General features: G+C 65.8%; 18 protein-coding genes. 3 read left to right on the top strand and 15 right to left on the bottom strand.

Going from position 1 to position 15,451, the window contains the following annotated elements; translation table 11 throughout:
- Positions 1 to 31: 31 nt before the first annotated feature.
- From BS38_RS24375 to BS38_RS0104560, 5 genes are all read right to left on the bottom strand, one after another.
- On the bottom strand, positions 32 to 901 hold the full coding sequence (locus BS38_RS24375) for a serine/threonine-protein kinase (RefSeq protein ID WP_231511074.1): 870 nt from the start codon (positions 899 to 901) through the stop codon (positions 32 to 34).
- Positions 898 to 1,200, bottom strand: coding sequence for a hypothetical protein (locus BS38_RS27015; RefSeq protein WP_051628742.1), 303 nt, complete (start codon positions 1,198 to 1,200; stop codon positions 898 to 900). The genes BS38_RS24375 and BS38_RS27015 overlap by 4 nt, the downstream gene beginning before the upstream one ends.
- 211 nt (positions 1,201 to 1,411) lie before the next feature.
- On the bottom strand, positions 1,412 to 1,951 hold the full coding sequence (locus tag BS38_RS24365) for a MarR family winged helix-turn-helix transcriptional regulator (protein WP_051628724.1): 540 nt from the start codon (positions 1,949 to 1,951) through the stop codon (positions 1,412 to 1,414).
- A gap of 96 nt (positions 1,952 to 2,047) precedes the next feature.
- On the bottom strand, positions 2,048 to 4,054 hold the full coding sequence (locus BS38_RS0104565; protein ID WP_028269722.1) for an ABC transporter ATP-binding protein: 2,007 nt from the start codon (positions 4,052 to 4,054) through the stop codon (positions 2,048 to 2,050).
- Complete coding sequence (locus BS38_RS0104560; RefSeq protein ID WP_028269721.1) at positions 4,051 to 5,799, bottom strand: ABC transporter ATP-binding protein; 1,749 nt, start codon at positions 5,797 to 5,799, stop codon at positions 4,051 to 4,053. Before BS38_RS0104560 ends, BS38_RS0104565 begins: the two co-directional genes overlap by 4 nt.
- A 185-nt stretch (positions 5,800 to 5,984) precedes the next feature.
- Here BS38_RS0104560 and BS38_RS0104555 point away from each other — a divergent pair, with 185 nt between their 5' ends.
- Positions 5,985 to 6,440: a group II truncated hemoglobin gene (locus tag BS38_RS0104555; RefSeq protein ID WP_028269720.1), complete on the top strand. Its 456-nt coding sequence runs from the start codon at positions 5,985 to 5,987 to the stop codon at positions 6,438 to 6,440.
- A gap of 73 nt (positions 6,441 to 6,513) precedes the next feature.
- Positions 6,514 to 7,362, top strand: coding sequence for a PhzF family phenazine biosynthesis protein (locus tag BS38_RS0104550; protein ID WP_028269719.1), 849 nt, complete (start codon positions 6,514 to 6,516; stop codon positions 7,360 to 7,362).
- A gap of 18 nt (positions 7,363 to 7,380) precedes the next feature.
- Here the strand turns inward: BS38_RS0104550 and BS38_RS24360 are convergent, their stop codons facing one another.
- The 6 genes from BS38_RS24360 to BS38_RS24350 all read right to left on the bottom strand — a co-directional run bounded on the left by BS38_RS24360 (position 7,381) and on the right by BS38_RS24350 (position 10,587).
- Complete coding sequence (locus BS38_RS24360; protein ID WP_043437662.1) at positions 7,381 to 7,704, bottom strand: YegP family protein; 324 nt, start codon at positions 7,702 to 7,704, stop codon at positions 7,381 to 7,383.
- Positions 7,705 to 7,810: 106 nt separating this feature from the next.
- Positions 7,811 to 8,224 (bottom strand): hypothetical protein, encoded by a 414-nt coding sequence (locus BS38_RS27565; protein WP_231511067.1) that lies wholly within the window; start codon positions 8,222 to 8,224, stop codon positions 7,811 to 7,813.
- A gap of 10 nt (positions 8,225 to 8,234) precedes the next feature.
- On the bottom strand, positions 8,235 to 8,954 hold the full coding sequence (locus BS38_RS0104535) for a GAF and ANTAR domain-containing protein (RefSeq protein ID WP_028269718.1): 720 nt from the start codon (positions 8,952 to 8,954) through the stop codon (positions 8,235 to 8,237).
- A 185-nt stretch (positions 8,955 to 9,139) separates the two neighbouring features.
- The gene (locus tag BS38_RS0104530; RefSeq protein WP_081818809.1) at positions 9,140 to 9,625 is read right to left on the bottom strand and encodes an Hsp20/alpha crystallin family protein; all 486 of its coding nucleotides are present in this window, start codon (positions 9,623 to 9,625) and stop codon (positions 9,140 to 9,142) included.
- Positions 9,626 to 9,755: 130 nt separating this feature from the next.
- Positions 9,756 to 9,851 (bottom strand): winged helix-turn-helix domain-containing protein, encoded by a 96-nt coding sequence (locus tag BS38_RS27880; protein ID WP_331280041.1) that lies wholly within the window; start codon positions 9,849 to 9,851, stop codon positions 9,756 to 9,758.
- Positions 9,835 to 10,587: a response regulator transcription factor gene (locus BS38_RS24350; protein WP_331280040.1), complete on the bottom strand. Its 753-nt coding sequence runs from the start codon at positions 10,585 to 10,587 to the stop codon at positions 9,835 to 9,837. Before BS38_RS24350 ends, BS38_RS27880 begins: the two co-directional genes overlap by 17 nt.
- A 297-nt stretch (positions 10,588 to 10,884) precedes the next feature.
- Here BS38_RS24350 and BS38_RS24345 point away from each other — a divergent pair, with 297 nt between their 5' ends.
- A complete protein-coding gene (locus tag BS38_RS24345; protein ID WP_231511066.1) occupies positions 10,885 to 11,889 on the top strand; it encodes a hypothetical protein in 1,005 nt (334 codons plus the stop codon).
- Between the two features lie 70 nt (positions 11,890 to 11,959).
- Here BS38_RS24345 and BS38_RS27360 read toward each other — a convergent pair whose 3' ends face one another.
- The 4 genes from BS38_RS27360 to BS38_RS0104500 form a co-directional block, all read right to left on the bottom strand.
- The gene (locus BS38_RS27360) at positions 11,960 to 12,118 is read right to left on the bottom strand and encodes a hypothetical protein (RefSeq protein ID WP_197024897.1); all 159 of its coding nucleotides are present in this window, start codon (positions 12,116 to 12,118) and stop codon (positions 11,960 to 11,962) included.
- A gap of 4 nt (positions 12,119 to 12,122) precedes the next feature.
- The gene (locus BS38_RS24340; RefSeq protein WP_043437659.1) at positions 12,123 to 13,172 is read right to left on the bottom strand and encodes a glycosyltransferase family 2 protein; all 1,050 of its coding nucleotides are present in this window, start codon (positions 13,170 to 13,172) and stop codon (positions 12,123 to 12,125) included.
- A gap of 298 nt (positions 13,173 to 13,470) precedes the next feature.
- Entirely contained in the window at positions 13,471 to 14,448 is a 978-nt protein-coding gene (locus BS38_RS0104505; RefSeq protein WP_028269716.1) for a hypothetical protein, read from the bottom strand.
- Between the two features lie 91 nt (positions 14,449 to 14,539).
- A complete protein-coding gene (locus BS38_RS0104500) occupies positions 14,540 to 15,427 on the bottom strand; it encodes a hypothetical protein (protein ID WP_028269715.1) in 888 nt (295 codons plus the stop codon).
- Positions 15,428 to 15,451 lie beyond the last annotated feature (24 nt).

Here is a 15,451-nt window from a genome sequence, read left to right as displayed (position 1 = left end):
CGGCTACCGGCTACCGCCTTCCAACGACCGGCTACCGGCTGATCTTGTGGAGCGTCCGGTGCACCTCAGCGGCGCTGGGTCGCCGGGCAGGGTCCGCGTCTGTCATGGCGAGGAGGAGCCGGGACCAGCGCCGCTGGACGGTGGCGGGAAGCCGCGGTGAGCGCAGGGTTCGGGCGACCATCGATTCCAGGGCGGGCCCGGGAAAAGCCTTGATGCCGGTGAGGCTTTCGAAGATCACCAGGCCAAGGGCATAGATGTCGCTGGCGCTGGTGGTGTGCTGTCCGTGGACTGCCTCGGGGCTCAGGTAGTGCGGGGTGCCCGATACGTCCGTGTTCGGGCGGTGCCAGGAGCTGGTGGCAATTCCGAAGTCGATGAGTTTGGCTTCGGCCTTGGAGGACATGCCATCAGTCCGGCTCACCATGATGTTGGCGGGTTTGACGTCGTTGTGCACGATGCCTTTGCGGTGGATGTAGGACAGGGCCGAAGCGACTCCGCCCATCCACGCCGTCACGTCGGCGGGGTCCAACGGCCCGTCGTGGATTGCCTTTCGGAGATCGGTCCCCGCGGCGAGTTCAGCCGCGACGTAGTTCCGGCCCGAGCCTGTGCCGCCGTCGGCCGGCATACGGCCATACCTTTTGATCCGCACGATGTTGTTGTGGTGCAGGCGTGCGTGGAGCTCAATCTCGCGGTTGAACGGCGAGTCGGGATGGACGGTCCCGGTCCGGAAGATCTTGAGAGCCGCAGATCCGCCGCTCAGCAGGTCCGTCGCCTCATAGACGTCAGCTTCCGCGCCGCGCCCCAACAGTGCTCCAACCCGGTATCCCCGCTCCAGCGCGCGGCGCCCGCCCCCGGCAACGCCCAGCCGGGCAGCTGCCGCCGGCCGGATCAGGGTTGCCGTCACTGGAGCAGTTCGAGAAGCTCGGCATGCGTGAGTCCGGCTTCGGCGGCGATGGCAGTGGACTCGGCCCCGGCAGCCATGGCGCTTTTCACTGCGGAGGCAAATGCGGCCTCCGCAGCATCCATTTCCCATTGGAGGGTCTCAAGGCGTGCCCCCGCTGCGTGAACCGCGGCCAAGGGGTCGACTGCCAACTCGAGTCCAAAGCTGTCCTGCCGGAAGCCGCAGGCGCAGACCCATTCCCCCATGTCCGTGTGGGTCTGCGCCCAGGGCACCGAGGGAGACGGAGCCAGCGATGGCGTCATTCTGGTGCCACAGTGCAACGGCGCCCCGTGTGCTGTCTCGTGGCTTGCTGACGCTTCCGGGCCGGCTGGGAGCTGATCGCTGAACTCCCCCGTGAAGCTGACGGCCCGCCCGGGAAGGGCGCGGGGTTGAAGGGGAAAGCTGGAGGTTGTCCGTTCTGCCACAGCGGTCATGTGATCCATCCCTAAATAGCTAGCCAAGTACCTAGCTAGACTACCTAGTTTTATTTGGATGTCCAGCAGGGGGTTGGCCCGACTCGCTGTCGAGCGTGTCCACCGCGTCCCGCATCGCCAGAAGGAAGTGCGTGACAGCGGCAGCCTGCTCGGGCGTGAGGGATTCGGCAACCTCGATCATGCGCTGGTGCATCTTGCCAAGGGTCTGGCGGACTTCCGCGTCCGCGCCCGGGGTGGGGCGGAGAAGGATGGCCCGACGGTCCGACGGGTGCGTTTCGCGGGTGACATATCCCCCGGTCACCATTCGATCAATCAGGGATGTCATGGATGCCGAGGTCATGCCCAGGCGGGCCGCAAGCTCTTTGGGTTGAATGCCGACGCCGGCCTTGTCGGCCTCCAGCAGGTAGCGCAGGGCGAGAAGGTCCGACTCCCCCATTTCCATGGAGGAACGCGTCCGGCGCCTCATGGCGGTTTCAGAGGCCCTGTACTCACGAAGGGCGTTCAGAACTGCAACCGCAGCAGCTCTATGCTCCTGCTCCGAGGGATACCAATAGCCGTCGCCTGCACCATATGCATTCATCAGGATTTCCTTCGACCGCCTAGTTACACGCTGAACTAACCAATAGATGGTAGCCCAACCGACTCATCCCGGCGGCATGCGAGGGCGGGGGTATCCCTAAACCTCCGCTACCGGAGCCGCGAACTGCGCCTCGTAGAGCCGCGCGTAGGCCCCGCCCGCGGCCAACAGTGAAGCGTGCGTCCCCTGCTCCACGATCTGCCCGGCCTCCATCACCAGGATGAGGTCGGCGTCGCGGATGGTGGACAGCCGGTGCGCAATCACAAAAGAAGTTCGGTCGCTCCTCAAAGCACTCATCGCCTTCTGCACCAGCACCTCGGTCCGGGTGTCCACGGAAGAAGTCGCCTCGTCCAAAATCAGCACAGAAGGCCGCGCCAGGAACGCCCGCGCAATCGTCAGCAGCTGTTTCTCGCCCGCGGACACGTTCCCGCCCTCGTCCTCCAGCACCGTGTCGTAACCCTCCGGCAGCGAATGCACGAACCGGTCCACGTACGTCGCCTTCGCCGCCTCCAGAATTTCGGCTTCAGTCGCATCAGGCCGCCCGTACGCAATGTTGTCCCGGATGGTCCCGCCGAACAACCACGTATCCTGCAGCACCATCCCCATCCGCGAGCGCAGCTCGCGCCGGGAAACCGAGGTGACATCCACGCCGTCGAGCGTTATCCGCCCCGCATCAATCTCGTAGAACCGCATCATCAGGTTCACCAGCGTCGTCTTCCCGGCCCCGGTGGGGCCGACAATCGCCACCGTCTGCCCCGGCTCCGCGACCAACGAAAGGTCTGAGATGAGCGGCTTGTCCGGCGAGTAGGAGAACGAGACGTTCTCGAACACCAGCCGCCCCCGCCCGCCGGCAGGAACGGAGCCTGCGGCTTCCGGCGACTCCTCCGGCTCATCCAGCAACGCGAACACCCGCTCGGCGGACGCCACCCCGGACTGCAGCAGGTTGGCCATGGACCCCAGCTGGGCCAGCGGCTGGGTGAACTGCCGCGAGTACTGGATGAACGCCTGCACATCGCCCAGCTGCATCGCCCCGGACGCCACCTGCAGGCCGCCCACCACGGCGATCCCCACGTACACCAGGTTCCCGATGAACGTCATGGCAGGCATGATCAGGCCGGAGATGAACTGCGCGCCGAAGCTCGCCTCATACAGCTCCGTGTTCTTCTGCCGGAACCGCTCCCCCACCTCCTGCTGCCGGCCGAACACCTTCACCAGCGCATGCCCGGTGTAGGTCTCCTCGATCTGGCCGTTCAGCTCGCCGGTGTGCTTCCACTGCGCCACGAACAGCTTCTGCGAGCGCTTGGCGATCATCGCCGTCGTCACCAGCGTCAGCGGAACGGTCACCAGCGCGATCAGCGCCAGCGTGGGCGAGAGCAGGAACATCATCAGCAGCACACCCAGCACGGTCAGCAGCGACATCACCGCCTGGCTGATGGACTGCTGCAGGCTCTGCGAAATGTTGTCCACGTCGTTCGTCACCCGGCTGAGCAGCTCGCCGCGCTGGATCGAATCGAAATACCGGAGCGGCAGCCGGTTGATCTTCGCTTCAATCCGCTCGCGCAGCCGGAACACCGTCCGCTGCACCACGCCGTTCAGAATGTACGCCTGCACCCACATGAACGCGGACGCCAGCACATACAGCACCAGCGCCCACAGCAGCACACTGGCCAGCGCCGTGAAGTCGATCCCCGTCCCCGGCGTCAGCGCCATGGCACTGAGCATGTCCGCCTTCTGGTTCTCCCCCGCCGCCCGTAGCTGCGCGATCAGCTGCGCCTTGGTCATCCCCGCCGGAAGCTGCTTGGACACGATGCCGGCGAAGATGATGTTGGTGCCCTCGCCCAGCAGCCGCGGCCCGATCACGGACAACGTCACCCCGGCGACGCTCAGCGCGATCACCAGCACCAGCCAGAGCCGCTCCGGCTGCAGCGTGCCCAGCAGCCGCCTGGCCGACGGCCAGAAGTTCATCGCCTTCTCCGCCGGGATGTTCATCCCCGCAAACGGCCCTCCGCGGCCTGGCCCCATCGGCGGACGCGGCGGACGTCCGACGGCGGTGGTCCCGGTTTCCGGGGCCGGTTCCGTCCGGCTCGGGGTGCTTCGCCCGCTCATACCGCCTCCTCCGCTGCCAGCTGCGAGGACACGATCTCGCGGTACGTTTCCGAAGTCCCCAGCAGCTCATCGTGCGTTCCGTGCCCCACGATCCTGCCGTCGTCCAGCACCAGGATCTGGTCCGCGTCGGCGATGCTGGACACCCGCTGGGCGATGATCACCAGGGTGGCGCCGGAGGTGTCGTGCTTGAGCGCCTGCCGCAGCCGGGCGTCCGTGGCGGTGTCCAGCGAGGAGAACGAATCGTCAAAGATGTAGAGCTCGGGCCGTTTCACCAGCGCCCGGGCGATCGCGATCCGCTGCCGCTGCCCGCCGGACACGTTGGTGCCGCCCTGCGAAATGGGCGCATCCAGGCCGCCCTCCATCTCGCGGACAAAGTCCTGAGCCTGCGCGGTGGTGAGCGCCCGCCACAGCTCATCCTCGGTGGCGTCCGGCTTGCCGTAGAGCAGGTTGCTCCGCACCGTGCCGGAGAACAGGTACGGCTTCTGCGGCACCAGGCCGATGTGCCCCCACAGCTGGTCCGGGTGCAGCTCGCGGACGTCCACGCCGTCGAACTTCACCGAACCGCTGGTGGCGTCGAAAAGCCGCGGCAGCAGGTTCACCAGGGTGGTCTTGCCGGACCCGGTGCTGCCGATGATCGCCGTCGTCTGCCCCGACCGGGCAGTGAAACTGATGCCGGACAGAACCGGCTGCTCGGCACCCGGGTAGGCAAACCCGACGTCGCGCATTTCCATCTCGCCGCTGCCCGCACCGCCCCGGCCGGCGGCGGCGGTGACCGGATGCTCCGGCGGCCGCACGCTCGACTCCGTGGTCAGCACCTCGCCGATCCGGTCCGCCGAGACCGCGGCGCGCGGGATCATCACCGCCATGAACGTGGCCATCATGACGGACATCAGGATCTGCAGCAGGTAGCTGAGGAAGGCGATCAGCGTGCCCACCTGCATGGAGCCGTCCTCGATCCGGAACGAGCCGAACCAGATCACCGCCACGCTGGAGACGTTCAGCACCAGCATCACCACGGGGAAGGCGAGCGCCATCAGCCGGCCGGCCCGGAGGGCGGTGTCCGTGACGTCCTCGTTCGCGCGGCCGAAGCGGGCGGTCTCAATGTCCTCGCGCACGAACGCCCGCACCACCCGGATGCCGGTGAGCTGCTCGCGGAGCACCCGGTTCACGGTGTCGATCCGCACCTGCATCTTCCGGAACAGCGGCACCATCCGGGTGATGATCAGCGCGACGGCCACCAGCAGCACCGGGACGCTGACGGCGATCAGCCAGGACAGCTGCGCATCCTGCCGGACCGCCATGATCACCCCGCCGATGCTGAGCATGGGCGCGGCCACCATCATGGTGGCGGACATCAGGACCAGCTGCTGCACCTGCTGGACGTCGTTGGTGGAGCGGGTGATGAGGCTCGGCGCCCCGAAGCGAGTGACCTCCTGCTCGGAGAACTCCCCCACCCGGCTGAAGATGGCCCCGCGCAGGTCCCGGCCCAGGGCCATGGCCGCCTTCGCCCCGAAATACACGGCCACCACCGCGCAGGCGATCTGCAGCAGGGTGATGAACAGCATGAGGCTGCCCACCCGGAGGATATACCCGGTATCCCCCTTGGCCACGCCCTCATCGATGATGTCCGCGTTCAGCGTGGGCAGGTACAGGGACGCGATGGACTGCGCCAGCTGGAAAATCACGACGGCGATCAGCAGCCGCCGCTGCGGCCGCAGGTATTCAACGAGCAGTTTCCAGAGCATCCGGACTCCACTTCACGCCGCGAGGGCTCCTCCGGAGCCCGCGCAATCAGATTCGAAGGCCAGTTTACGACCGGAAGCTGCGAGCGGACCGGGTTCCTCTCAGGGCGAAGCGTGTCACGTGCGATTCATGGCCGCTGGCCGGGAAGCCCCTTCCGTGCACTGCCGGGCCGTGCCATCGTTGCAGCATGCAAACGGTCTATGAGGCTGCGGGCGACGCCGGCTTCTTCCTGACGCTGGCCAACGCCTGGCATGCCCGGGTCATGGCCGACGACGTGGTCAGCCATGCGTTCAGCCACGGATTCCATCCCGAGCACAGCCAGCGGCTCGCCGCGTATTGGGCGGAGGCTTTGGGCGGGCCGCCGAGCTATTCGGTCTCGTACGGCGACGAGACATCGGTGGTGCGGATCCACAGCGGCAACGGGCCTCACGAGGAGATGGACCGCAGGGCCATCGCCTGCTTCGACCAGGCACTGACCGACGTCGGGCTCACCGGCGGCAACACCCTCCGCAAGGTGCTGCACGACTACTTCGCGTGGGCGACGACCACCACGATGTCCCGGTACGAGCGGTCCCCGGACGACGTGCCCGACGGGCTCCGCATCCCGCAATGGTCCTGGGACGGGCTGGTGGGCCAGGACTGAACAAGGCCACTTTCCGGAATCGGCTATGGTGCCGCTGCACGGCGGCCACCTACGGTTGGTTGCTATGACCAGCATGACCACCGCAGTGAACGAATATCCCTTCTCCCAGGTTGACGTCTTTGCCCCAGGGCCCAAGGCAGGTAACCCGGTCGCCGTCGTCCATGACGCCCACGGCCTGTCCACCGAACAGATGCAGAGCTTCGCGAACTGGACCAATCTCTCGGAGACCACATTCCTTCTGGAGCCCTCGCACCCGGAGGCCGACTACCGGTTGCGTATTTTCACGCCCGCGGCCGAACTGCCGTTTGCCGGGCACCCCACCCTGGGCTCGGCGCACGCGTGGCTCGAGAACGGCGGGCAGCCCCGCCGTGACGGGGAGCTGGTGCAGGAATGCGAGGCAGGGCTGGTGAAAATCCGCCGCACGGGCACCGATCTCGCCTTCGCGGCGCCGCCGCTTGCCCGCTCCGGTCCGGTTGAACCGGCGGTGCTGGAACAGGCCCTCGCCAGCCTGGGCATCGATGCGAGCCAGGTCCTGGGCAGCAACTGGGTGGACAACGGCCCGGGCTGGCTGGGAATCCGGCTGGAATCAGCCGAGGCCGTGCTCTGGCTGCAGCCCGACTTCGCCCTGATGGACCAGCTCTGCGTAGGCGTCATCGGCAGCTACCCGGAGGGTGGACCTGCGGACTTTGAGGTCAGGGCGTTCGTTCCCGGTCTGAGCGTTCCCGAGGACCCCGTAACCGGCAGCCTCAACGCCGGCCTGGCGCAATGGCTACTGGGCGAGGGAGTGGTGGACGGCAGCTACACCGTCCAGCAAGGCACAGCGCTGGGACGCGGCGGCCTGCTGACCGTCACGGCGGACGACGACGGCATTTGGGTCGGCGGGGTCAGCCGCTCAGTGGTGAGCGGCCGGGTCTCGCTGTAGGCGCCGACGTGGCTCGCGTCAGCGGCTGGCGCTGCTCAGTTGTGCCCGCTCCCGCAGAGCGTGCAGGCTGTGGGCTCCCCGGGCCTGGAAGGCATGGGTTCCGCTGTGGACCTGTGCCGGCTGGGAGGGCCTGATCCGGTGGGATGGTTCGCTCCGGCGGCTGGTGCTCAGGTCATGGATCAGGCCGGTCCCGGCGATCTCGCGAACGCGGTAGATCCCCGCCGCGGCGGCCTTCTTCGTCGGGAACTTTACTGAGATCGCCACAAGTTCCCCGGCCTTGTCCAGCAGCTTAAACCTGTACCCGCCGTCGGGCACGCTGATCAATTCGAAGTGTCCGGACATCGTCGTCAGCCTCCACTCGTCTGGTTCATCGCTTAGGCTTCCAGCTTACTTTCGGCACCGCGCGAATGTCAGCCCGCAGCTGGGCAACGGCCGTCCGGCGGGACTGCTATTCGTCTCCGGGCGGGTCGGCCTGTTCATCCGGCCCCGGCCTGCCGTGGGTGTCGTGATCGCCGGCGGCGTCGGCGGCGGCGTCGGCGTTGGCGTTGGCATCCTGGCCCGATCCAGGCGCGGATTCCCGGCCGGGCTCCGGACGGCGTTCTGCGAGGTCGGGGTCATCGGAGTACGGCGCATAGAGGCGGGGGATGGCCTCGATGAGTTCGTTGGCGGCCATTGCCAGCAGGTCCCGCTGGATCGGCGGCAGGGAGAGCAGCCCCTGCAGGTACGCTTCGACTTCGTATTCGCCCACGCCGCCGCCAATGCTGAAATAGTTCAGCCAGAGTTCCCCCGGCGTGAGGTCCGAGGCCTTCAGGGCAGCCCGGAGCTTCCGCCGTTGTTCGGGTTCGTTCAGATCGAAGCCCATAGTGGCGCCTCTAGTTCCTGCCGGCCTGTAGCGCGGCGATGATTTCGGCACCGGCCCCGGCGAGGGTCGTCCTGCGTTGCCGGGCGTGGTGCATGAGGTCCTCCAACGCACGCTCGTACGTGACCCCGTGCCGCTGCATCAGGATCCCGCAGGCCCGGTTCACCACGTCCCTGCTCTCCAGGGCTGCATGAAGCTCCTCACTGATCTGCTGCGGCAATTCGTTGGCTTGCACGTGTGAAAGCAGCGTCGCGGCCGGGGCGGCGAACAGCTCCAGGAGCCGCGCAGTCGCCGGGGTGTAGGCGGACGGAAGCGCGGCGTAAACCTTGATGGCACCGATACATTCCTTGTCCGCTCCAAGGGCTGCGCTCACCACCGAGCGGACGGGCAGCCCCCTGACAGCCTCACTCCAGCGCGGCCAGCGGCTGTCCGTGCGGATATCGTCCACGAGTATGGTTTCCTCGGCGGCCCACGCCGTCAGGCACGGCCCTTCCCCGAGCTCATACTGCAGCGCATCCGCCTCCGCAACCACCCTGTCCGTGGATCCGTGACTGGTCCTGCGGCCCTGCAAGTCCAGGACGGACACCCCCGCCCCGATAGTACCCGGCACGGAATCTTTGATGGCCCTCGCCAAAAGTTCGACGGCGGTGCTTACCTTCTCCTCGGTCAGAAGCAGCCGGCGGATCCTGCCGATGGCACCGGAGAGCTCATCCAGTGGAAGTTTCTTAGCCATGGATCGTCCTCCGGCCAGTCACCGGACAATCGAAGAGGAGGGACCGTCCGGAGAAATCGTGCGCGCGCAACGCCTCCTACCCCAGACATTACGCCTGCCCGAAGCCGCGGAACATGCCCCGCTGCGCCAGGCACAGTAACGGCTAGCCGGGCCACTCTGCTGTTCGACGGCGAGTTCGGCGGCGGCTATTCGCGCGTGATGGGAAGTTTCTTCCCCGTGGACTCGGACAACTCTTTTTCGGGAACCGGTGTGCGTACTTCGAGGACGCCGTCCTTGTAGGAGGCTTTGATGTCCTCCTCTTTTACGTCCGGCGGCAGCGGGAGGGACCGGAAGAAGGAGCCATAGCGGAACTCCGACCGGTAGCTGTCCTTTTCCTTCTCTTCCTTCTCCTCCCGGCGTTCGGCGCGGATCTGGAGGGAACCGTTAACAACAGAGACGTCGATGTCTTTGTCCGGATCCAGCCCCGGCGCTTCGGCCCGGACCACGAGGGTGTTGCCGTCGAGGTACTCCTCGACGCGGATCGGCATTGGCTGGCTGCCTTGCTGGAAGACCCTGTCCATGGCGTCCATCATTTCGGACGGGGATCGGCGCAGCAGATCGAACGGGCCGCTGCGGAACGTATCCAGCCAGCGGTTGGTGTGGAACGGTGACCACCTGAACAGATCAGACATGACGGTACCTCCCGTGCGTTGCGGTGTAGTGCCCAAAGCGGGCTGACACTTCAAGTACACGCCTGCACACATGGGCCGGGCAGGGGCAAAAGACCCGCCTCGCGGGGCCGGAGCTGCGGCGGGGACGGAGCTACTGGGGGGTCAGCCGGTATCCCACTCCCCGGACGGTCTGCACCCACCGCGGCGACCGCGGGCTGTCGCCCAGCCGCTTACGCAGGTTGCCCATGTGCACTTCCAGCACGCGTTCGTCCCGGGCTGTCACGGGGCTCCCGGGAATAGGGGCTTCGTGCCGCAGATGACGGGCAAGGTCCCCCCTTGGTCAGCACCGCCCCCTTGCTTTGGAGCAGTGCGCGCAGCAGTTCGAACTGGGTGCGGGTGAGATCAATGGCTCGTCCGTCTGCCGAAACTGCGCGCGTACTGTCCATCAGGGCGAGGCCGCGGTGTTCAAAATCCCATCCGGACCCGGCCGCGCGTTCCTCGGCTGCGGCAACGTCGCGGGGAGCGGCGGCAGCCGGATCGGGCAGTTCGGCACCTGCGGGCCTGGCGACGAAATGTCCTGCCGCGCACTGCGCAGCGTCCACCAGCGCGTGGCGCCTCGGCCGGCGCAGCAAGGCAGCAACCCTTGCCCGGAGCTCGCGCGGACGGAACGGCTTGGCCAGGTAGTCGTCAGCACCGGCTTCGAGTCCCAGCAGCGCATCGGCTTCGCTCGCCAGGGCGCCCACCAGGATCACGTAGGCATGGCTGAAGGTCCGGATCCGGCGGGAGGCTTCGATGCCGTCAAAGTCGGGAAGCCCCAGCTCCACGGTGACCAGGACCGGATCATGCCGCCGGACGGCAGCCACCCCCTCGGCACCGGACGCTGCGGCCACTACTTCGAATCCCGACTGGACCAGCAACTCCGCCAGGGATGCCCTGCTACGACCGTCGCCGTCAACCACCACAGCCAAGCCGCGCGTAACCATCAATCCCCCAAGAAATTCTCGTTCGTTTCCAGATGCAGAAATATCACTAATTCCTCAACTCGGAATTGCGTAAAAATTGTGTATTTATTGAGCGTCATCAAAAATAAATATCGGCATTCATCTATTGCCAACCAAACCGGCCTGAATGATGATCATCTTGTGCTCACTGGGGGCGCGGCGCTGCATTGGTCAGCGCAAATGTAAGGGGCGTTAATGGTTTCCTCGAGGTCTCGCATCGCAAAAGCAGTTTGGCTCAACCGGCCGCTTGCAATGCTGGCAGCTGCCAGCCTGGTCATGTTGTGCGCAACAACTCCGGCCCACGCCGCCGACACCACCCCCATGGACCCGAACCCGGGGCCCGTGGGCAGCTTTGCCTGGAAGGGGTTCAACTGGGAAAAGCGGTTCTGGGGCGGCGCGCCACAGTTCAACAAGGCTTTCGCCGCGGCCAACGTCAGCAATCCCGACGGCGACGGATACGTCACGCTCTCGCTCACCAATCCAACCGGCAGCGCACCCGTTGGGGCTGAATTCCAGTCCACCCGGCAGGGATTCGGCTACGGCACCTACAGCACCACAGTGGCGAAAAACGTCAACAGCCTCCAGAAGGAAGTGGTGTGGGGATGCCTATTCACGTATGACCCGTTGGCCTCCCCGGGCTACAACGAAATAGACCTGTGCGAGGCATCCGCCTGGGGCGGCGGCGCAAGCTACGGCGAATCCTGGCCCGTCACGCAGGCGCACGGCTATTGGTTTGATGCGTCCAAGCCGCCGGGCCAGGGCAACAACACCGTGGTGTTCGATACGACGAATGACCCGGTCCTCACCCACAGAATGGTCTGGGAGCCGGGCAAGATCACGTTCGAGACCTTCGCCGGAGAGGGGTACGGCGGCACGCTGCTCAAGCGAACGGTCCTTCAGGGAAGCACCGTTCCCCTGCCGGCCAAAGAAGCCATCCACTTCAACCTGTGGGTCACAGGCGGGGGTGGCGGAGATCCCGAGCATGTGAAACCCGAGTCCGTGGTGATCCGCGACTTCTCGTTCACGCCGGCCGTTGGCACGCCGCCTGTCGTGGCGTCGCCCATCAAGCTGTCTGCAGCCACCACCAAGGCCAAGGGCGTCAATTCCACCACCCTGACCTGGACCGGGGCCACAGGGGCCAGCGTCACACTCTGGATCAACGGCACCCAGAAAACCGTCCCCAACACGGGAAGCTACGTGAACAAATTCAAGGGCGGAGCCACCACAAGCTACAAGGTCTGCGATGCGGCAGCCTGTTCCAATGCGGTCAGCGTGGTCACCTGAGGCGAACGCGGACGGGTGGCCGGGGATGTTGGTGAATCCCGGCCACCCGCACGGTCAGCTCAGGCTGGAGTTACTTCGCCCTGACCGGCACGATGCGCTTGATGGCGAGCCCGAGCGCCACGAGGGCGAAGGCTGCCAGGGCAAACCAGAAGAGGTCACCGGCTCCGGTTGCCGCGAGGGTTCCGGCTCCGACACCAGCGGCTGCAGGAGCAGCAGGATTGTTGTACATAGGGTTACCAAGCTTTCTTTTTGTTGAAGACTGCATCCACGTAGGCCTTCGCGTGGACTACCTGAAGGAACAGGTCGATCAGAAGTTCGTACATCGTTGCGGCGGCCAGCATGTACTTCCAGCCACGCAGCCGCACAGTCACTACCCGTTCGATCACGAAGACACCGGTCACGGCCAGCCAGAACGGCTGAATGTGCAGCCCTTCTCCCGTGCCCAGTGCAAAAGCCACCGTTCCGACGTAGGCCAACGACACCAGAATTCCCGTCACGGAGAGGGCCTGCCGCCCCCAATACGGCCAGGTGACCCTGGTCCAGCCGTACTGGACGCAGTTCTCCACCGCGCCGCGTTTCCACCTCAGCCGCTGCGCCCAGAGTTCACGCCAGGAGGGCATGATCTCCGTGACAAGCGTGCAGTCGGCCGGAGATTTGATGCGGTACTTGAGGGTCAGCAGCGCAAAGGACAGCTCGTTGTCCTCGGTCAGCACGGAAGTGTCGTAAACGCCTCCCCTGCCGTTGCCGGGAGGCAGTGTGCCCTCGAGCCGCGCAGCGATCACGTCCCGCAGGGTCCGGACGCGGAAGAGCGCCGCCGTTCCCGTCACTACCAGGCATTTGCCGTGGAGCCGCTTCACATCCCGCGCGTACCGCGCATACTCGTTCCGCTGCAGGTGACCCACGAGGCCGCCGCCCTTCGCACCGCGGAAGACTCCTCCTACGGCACCAAGCCGCCGGTCGGCCGCCAGATGGCCGGTTGCCCGCTCGATGAAGTCGTGGCTCAACTGCGAATCTGCGTCCTGGACCAGGACCATGTCTTCCGGCTCTGCTCCGGCCAGGAGCCCCTCCAGAGCGAAATTCAGGGCACCCGCCTTCTTGTCCGTGTTTCCCACGGTGCGGATCACCTCGGCCCCGAGTGCCAGGGCAATCGCTTCGGTGGCATCGGTGCAGTTGTCAGCGACAACCACCACCCTGTCCGGCGGGAGAGTCTGGGATTTGAGGGATTCAAGCGTGTCAGAAATACCTGCGGCTTCGTTATGCGCAGGGATGAGGACCGTAATCACAGAAGACCGGCACCCGCAGTTCCGGGCACGGAATTCGAACTGTCACACACTGGCTTGTTGCTCCAACCCGAATTAGTCAATTTGTTTGTTGACTCGAGTTTTTCAACCGGAACGCAAGCAGCCGGAAAATATTCGAAAAGGAATACGCAATCTTCCGTCAGGAAAATTGGTTCTCAACGGAACCTCAATTTCTCACCGTACTGAGGCCGCTTAAAAGCGAAAGTCGGGGTGCTGCCCTGGGACAGCACCCCGACTCCGTTAGTCAGCCAAGTTCATGGCCGGAGACTGACTTGCGTGGTTATAGGAGGCTGCTGTGACCGTCGTTCATAGCAGCACCCTCAGTCACCGCGGAAGCCGCAGCATCCACGTTCACATCAGCGTTCAGGTTCAGGCCCGCGTTCAGATCCGACACAACACTGCCCTCGGCGGAACCTTCGCTCCAGGTGGAGGACCCGCCGTCGTTTACAACAGACCCGTCGTTCACAACAGAACCCTCAGACACCGCGGTGGCCGCAGCATCCACGTTCACATCAGCGTCCAGGTTCAGGCCCGCGTTCAGGTCCGACACAACACTGCCCTCGGCGGAACCTTCGCTCCAAGAGGAGGACCCGCCGTCGTTCACAACAGAACCCTCAGACACCGCCGAAGCCGCAGCATCCAAGCTCGCATCAGCGTTCAGGTTCAGGCCCGCGTTCAGATCCGACGCAACATTGCCTTCGGCGGAACCTTCGCTCCAAGAAGAGGACCCGCCGTCGTTCACAACAGACCCGTCGTTCACAACAGAACCCTCAGACACCGCGGTGGCCGCAGCATCCAGGCTCGCATCGGCGTCCAGGTTCAGGCCCGCGTTCAGATCCGACGCAACACTGCCCTCGGCGGAGTCTTCGCTCCAAGAGGAGGACCCGGCGTCGTTCACTACAGACCCGTCGTTAACAACAGACCCGTCCGTCACCGTGTAGGTGGCCGTGTGCAGGTTCGCGTCGGCGTCCAGGTTCAGGCCCAGGCCTGCGCTCAGATCCGACACGACGCTGCCGTCGGTGGTGCCGTGCCCCGAGGTGGAGGACCCGCCGTCGTTCACTACCGAGCCCTCAGACGCTGCGGAAGCCGCGGCATCCAGGCTGGCGCCCAGGTTCAGGCCAATGTGGGTTCCCGAGCCGAGGCCAAGGTCCGACGTCGTGGTGGTGGAATCGGAGGCGGAGGCTGCGCCTGCGCCGAGGATGAGCACTCCGCCGGCGAACACGGCGCTGCACAGGGTGGTGCGTACGAAAGATTTCATGAGAATTGATTTCCTTACTAGTGAGATGAGCCAGGCACAGTGAGTGCGCAGCTGATTGCCGTCCGCGCGAAAGGGCGCGGTGCCGGCCCCACTAGTCGGGGGAAAAGCCGTGTTCCAGGCTGACCGAGCCGGGTAGCTCGTCGGAGGAGTTGCGGACATCCTTGAGCGGGATCTGCGTCAAGGAAAACTGGAGGGCCGGAACATCGGCTGCGACGCCGGATCCGCCGTCGCCGCCCGTCCTGAGCAACGAGCCGGAACCCGTCGGGACTGTCGCCGGCGGGGCGGGAGCCGGCGTTGCGGGACGCTCGGGAGCAGGAGTCGGCGCTGCCACGACAACGGTGCTGCCGCCGTCGGACATTGCCGGCCGGAAGGCTGCACGGTCCTGCGTACCAGTCAGCAGGACGCCGGACGCTGTACCCGCTGACGGTGCGGGGTTCTGCGGTTCGGACCCCGGAGCGGGCGGCTGCGCGGAAACTCCGACGACGGCGGGGACCGCGGCAACATCACCGGCAGCCGAACCGACCGTAACCAGCACGGGCGCCGTGATATCAGCCGCCAGGCCTGTGACCGGGGCCGCGATTTCGGCGATCGTTAGCGTTACGGGGGCGACGGCGGCGGAAGTGAGCGCCGTGACCGGAGCCACCGCGCTGGTGACCTGCTCGACGACGGCGGTCACCGGCGCCGCGGCCGGAGCAAGCGCGGCATCCACGGGAGCCAGAACCGGTTCGGTGACGGCCTGGACCTGGGGCGCCAGCGGCGCTGCCACGACGGCAACGGGCTCTGCGAGCGCAGCCAGCGGACCTTGCTCAACCGCGGCGGTGTCAGAGACGGCATCAGACGTGACGGTGTCCGTGACAGGCGGCAACAGGCTGGAAGCCTGCGCCGAGACGGCTCCGAAGATGACCCAGGCCGCCGCGAGCAGCACACCCAGGAGAAGTGACCGCAGGGCGGAGGAAAGCCGGGATGCACCATCGCGCATTGCTCCACCTCCCCATCATGGCCG

Source organism: Arthrobacter sp. UNC362MFTsu5.1 (assembly GCF_000685965.1).
GTDB lineage: Bacteria > Actinomycetota > Actinomycetes > Actinomycetales > Micrococcaceae > Arthrobacter.
Note: the sequence above shows the minus strand (reverse complement) of the source record. Positions and strands in the feature narration are given on the sequence as shown.

What these genes read in the sequence shown, in the direction of transcription:
- BS38_RS27015 (WP_051628742.1), bottom strand. Translation starts at nt 1,200, where the DNA reads ATGACGCCATCGCTGGCTCCGTCTCCCTCGGTGCCCTGGGCGCAGACC.
- BS38_RS24365 (WP_051628724.1), bottom strand. Translation starts at nt 1,951, where the DNA reads ATGAATGCATATGGTGCAGGCGACGGCTATTGGTATCCCTCGGAGCAG.
- BS38_RS0104565 (WP_028269722.1), bottom strand. Translation starts at nt 4,054, where the DNA reads ATGAGCGGGCGAAGCACCCCGAGCCGGACGGAACCGGCCCCGGAAACC.
- BS38_RS0104560 (WP_028269721.1), bottom strand. Translation starts at nt 5,799, where the DNA reads ATGCTCTGGAAACTGCTCGTTGAATACCTGCGGCCGCAGCGGCGGCTG.
- BS38_RS0104555 (WP_028269720.1), top strand. Translation starts at nt 5,985, where the DNA reads ATGCAAACGGTCTATGAGGCTGCGGGCGACGCCGGCTTCTTCCTGACG.
- BS38_RS0104550 (WP_028269719.1), top strand. Translation starts at nt 6,514, where the DNA reads ATGACCACCGCAGTGAACGAATATCCCTTCTCCCAGGTTGACGTCTTT.
- BS38_RS24360 (WP_043437662.1), bottom strand. Translation starts at nt 7,704, where the DNA reads ATGTCCGGACACTTCGAATTGATCAGCGTGCCCGACGGCGGGTACAGG.
- BS38_RS27565 (WP_231511067.1), bottom strand. Translation starts at nt 8,224, where the DNA reads ATGGGCTTCGATCTGAACGAACCCGAACAACGGCGGAAGCTCCGGGCT.
- BS38_RS0104535 (WP_028269718.1), bottom strand. Translation starts at nt 8,954, where the DNA reads ATGGCTAAGAAACTTCCACTGGATGAGCTCTCCGGTGCCATCGGCAGG.
- BS38_RS0104530 (WP_081818809.1), bottom strand. Translation starts at nt 9,625, where the DNA reads ATGTCTGATCTGTTCAGGTGGTCACCGTTCCACACCAACCGCTGGCTG.
- BS38_RS27880 (WP_331280041.1), bottom strand. Translation starts at nt 9,851, where the DNA reads ATGGGCAACCTGCGTAAGCGGCTGGGCGACAGCCCGCGGTCGCCGCGG.
- BS38_RS24350 (WP_331280040.1), bottom strand. Translation starts at nt 10,587, where the DNA reads ATGGTTACGCGCGGCTTGGCTGTGGTGGTTGACGGCGACGGTCGTAGC.
- BS38_RS27360 (WP_197024897.1), bottom strand. Translation starts at nt 12,118, where the DNA reads ATGTACAACAATCCTGCTGCTCCTGCAGCCGCTGGTGTCGGAGCCGGA.
- BS38_RS0104505 (WP_028269716.1), bottom strand. Translation starts at nt 14,448, where the DNA reads ATGAAATCTTTCGTACGCACCACCCTGTGCAGCGCCGTGTTCGCCGGC.
- BS38_RS0104500 (WP_028269715.1), bottom strand. Translation starts at nt 15,427, where the DNA reads ATGCGCGATGGTGCATCCCGGCTTTCCTCCGCCCTGCGGTCACTTCTC.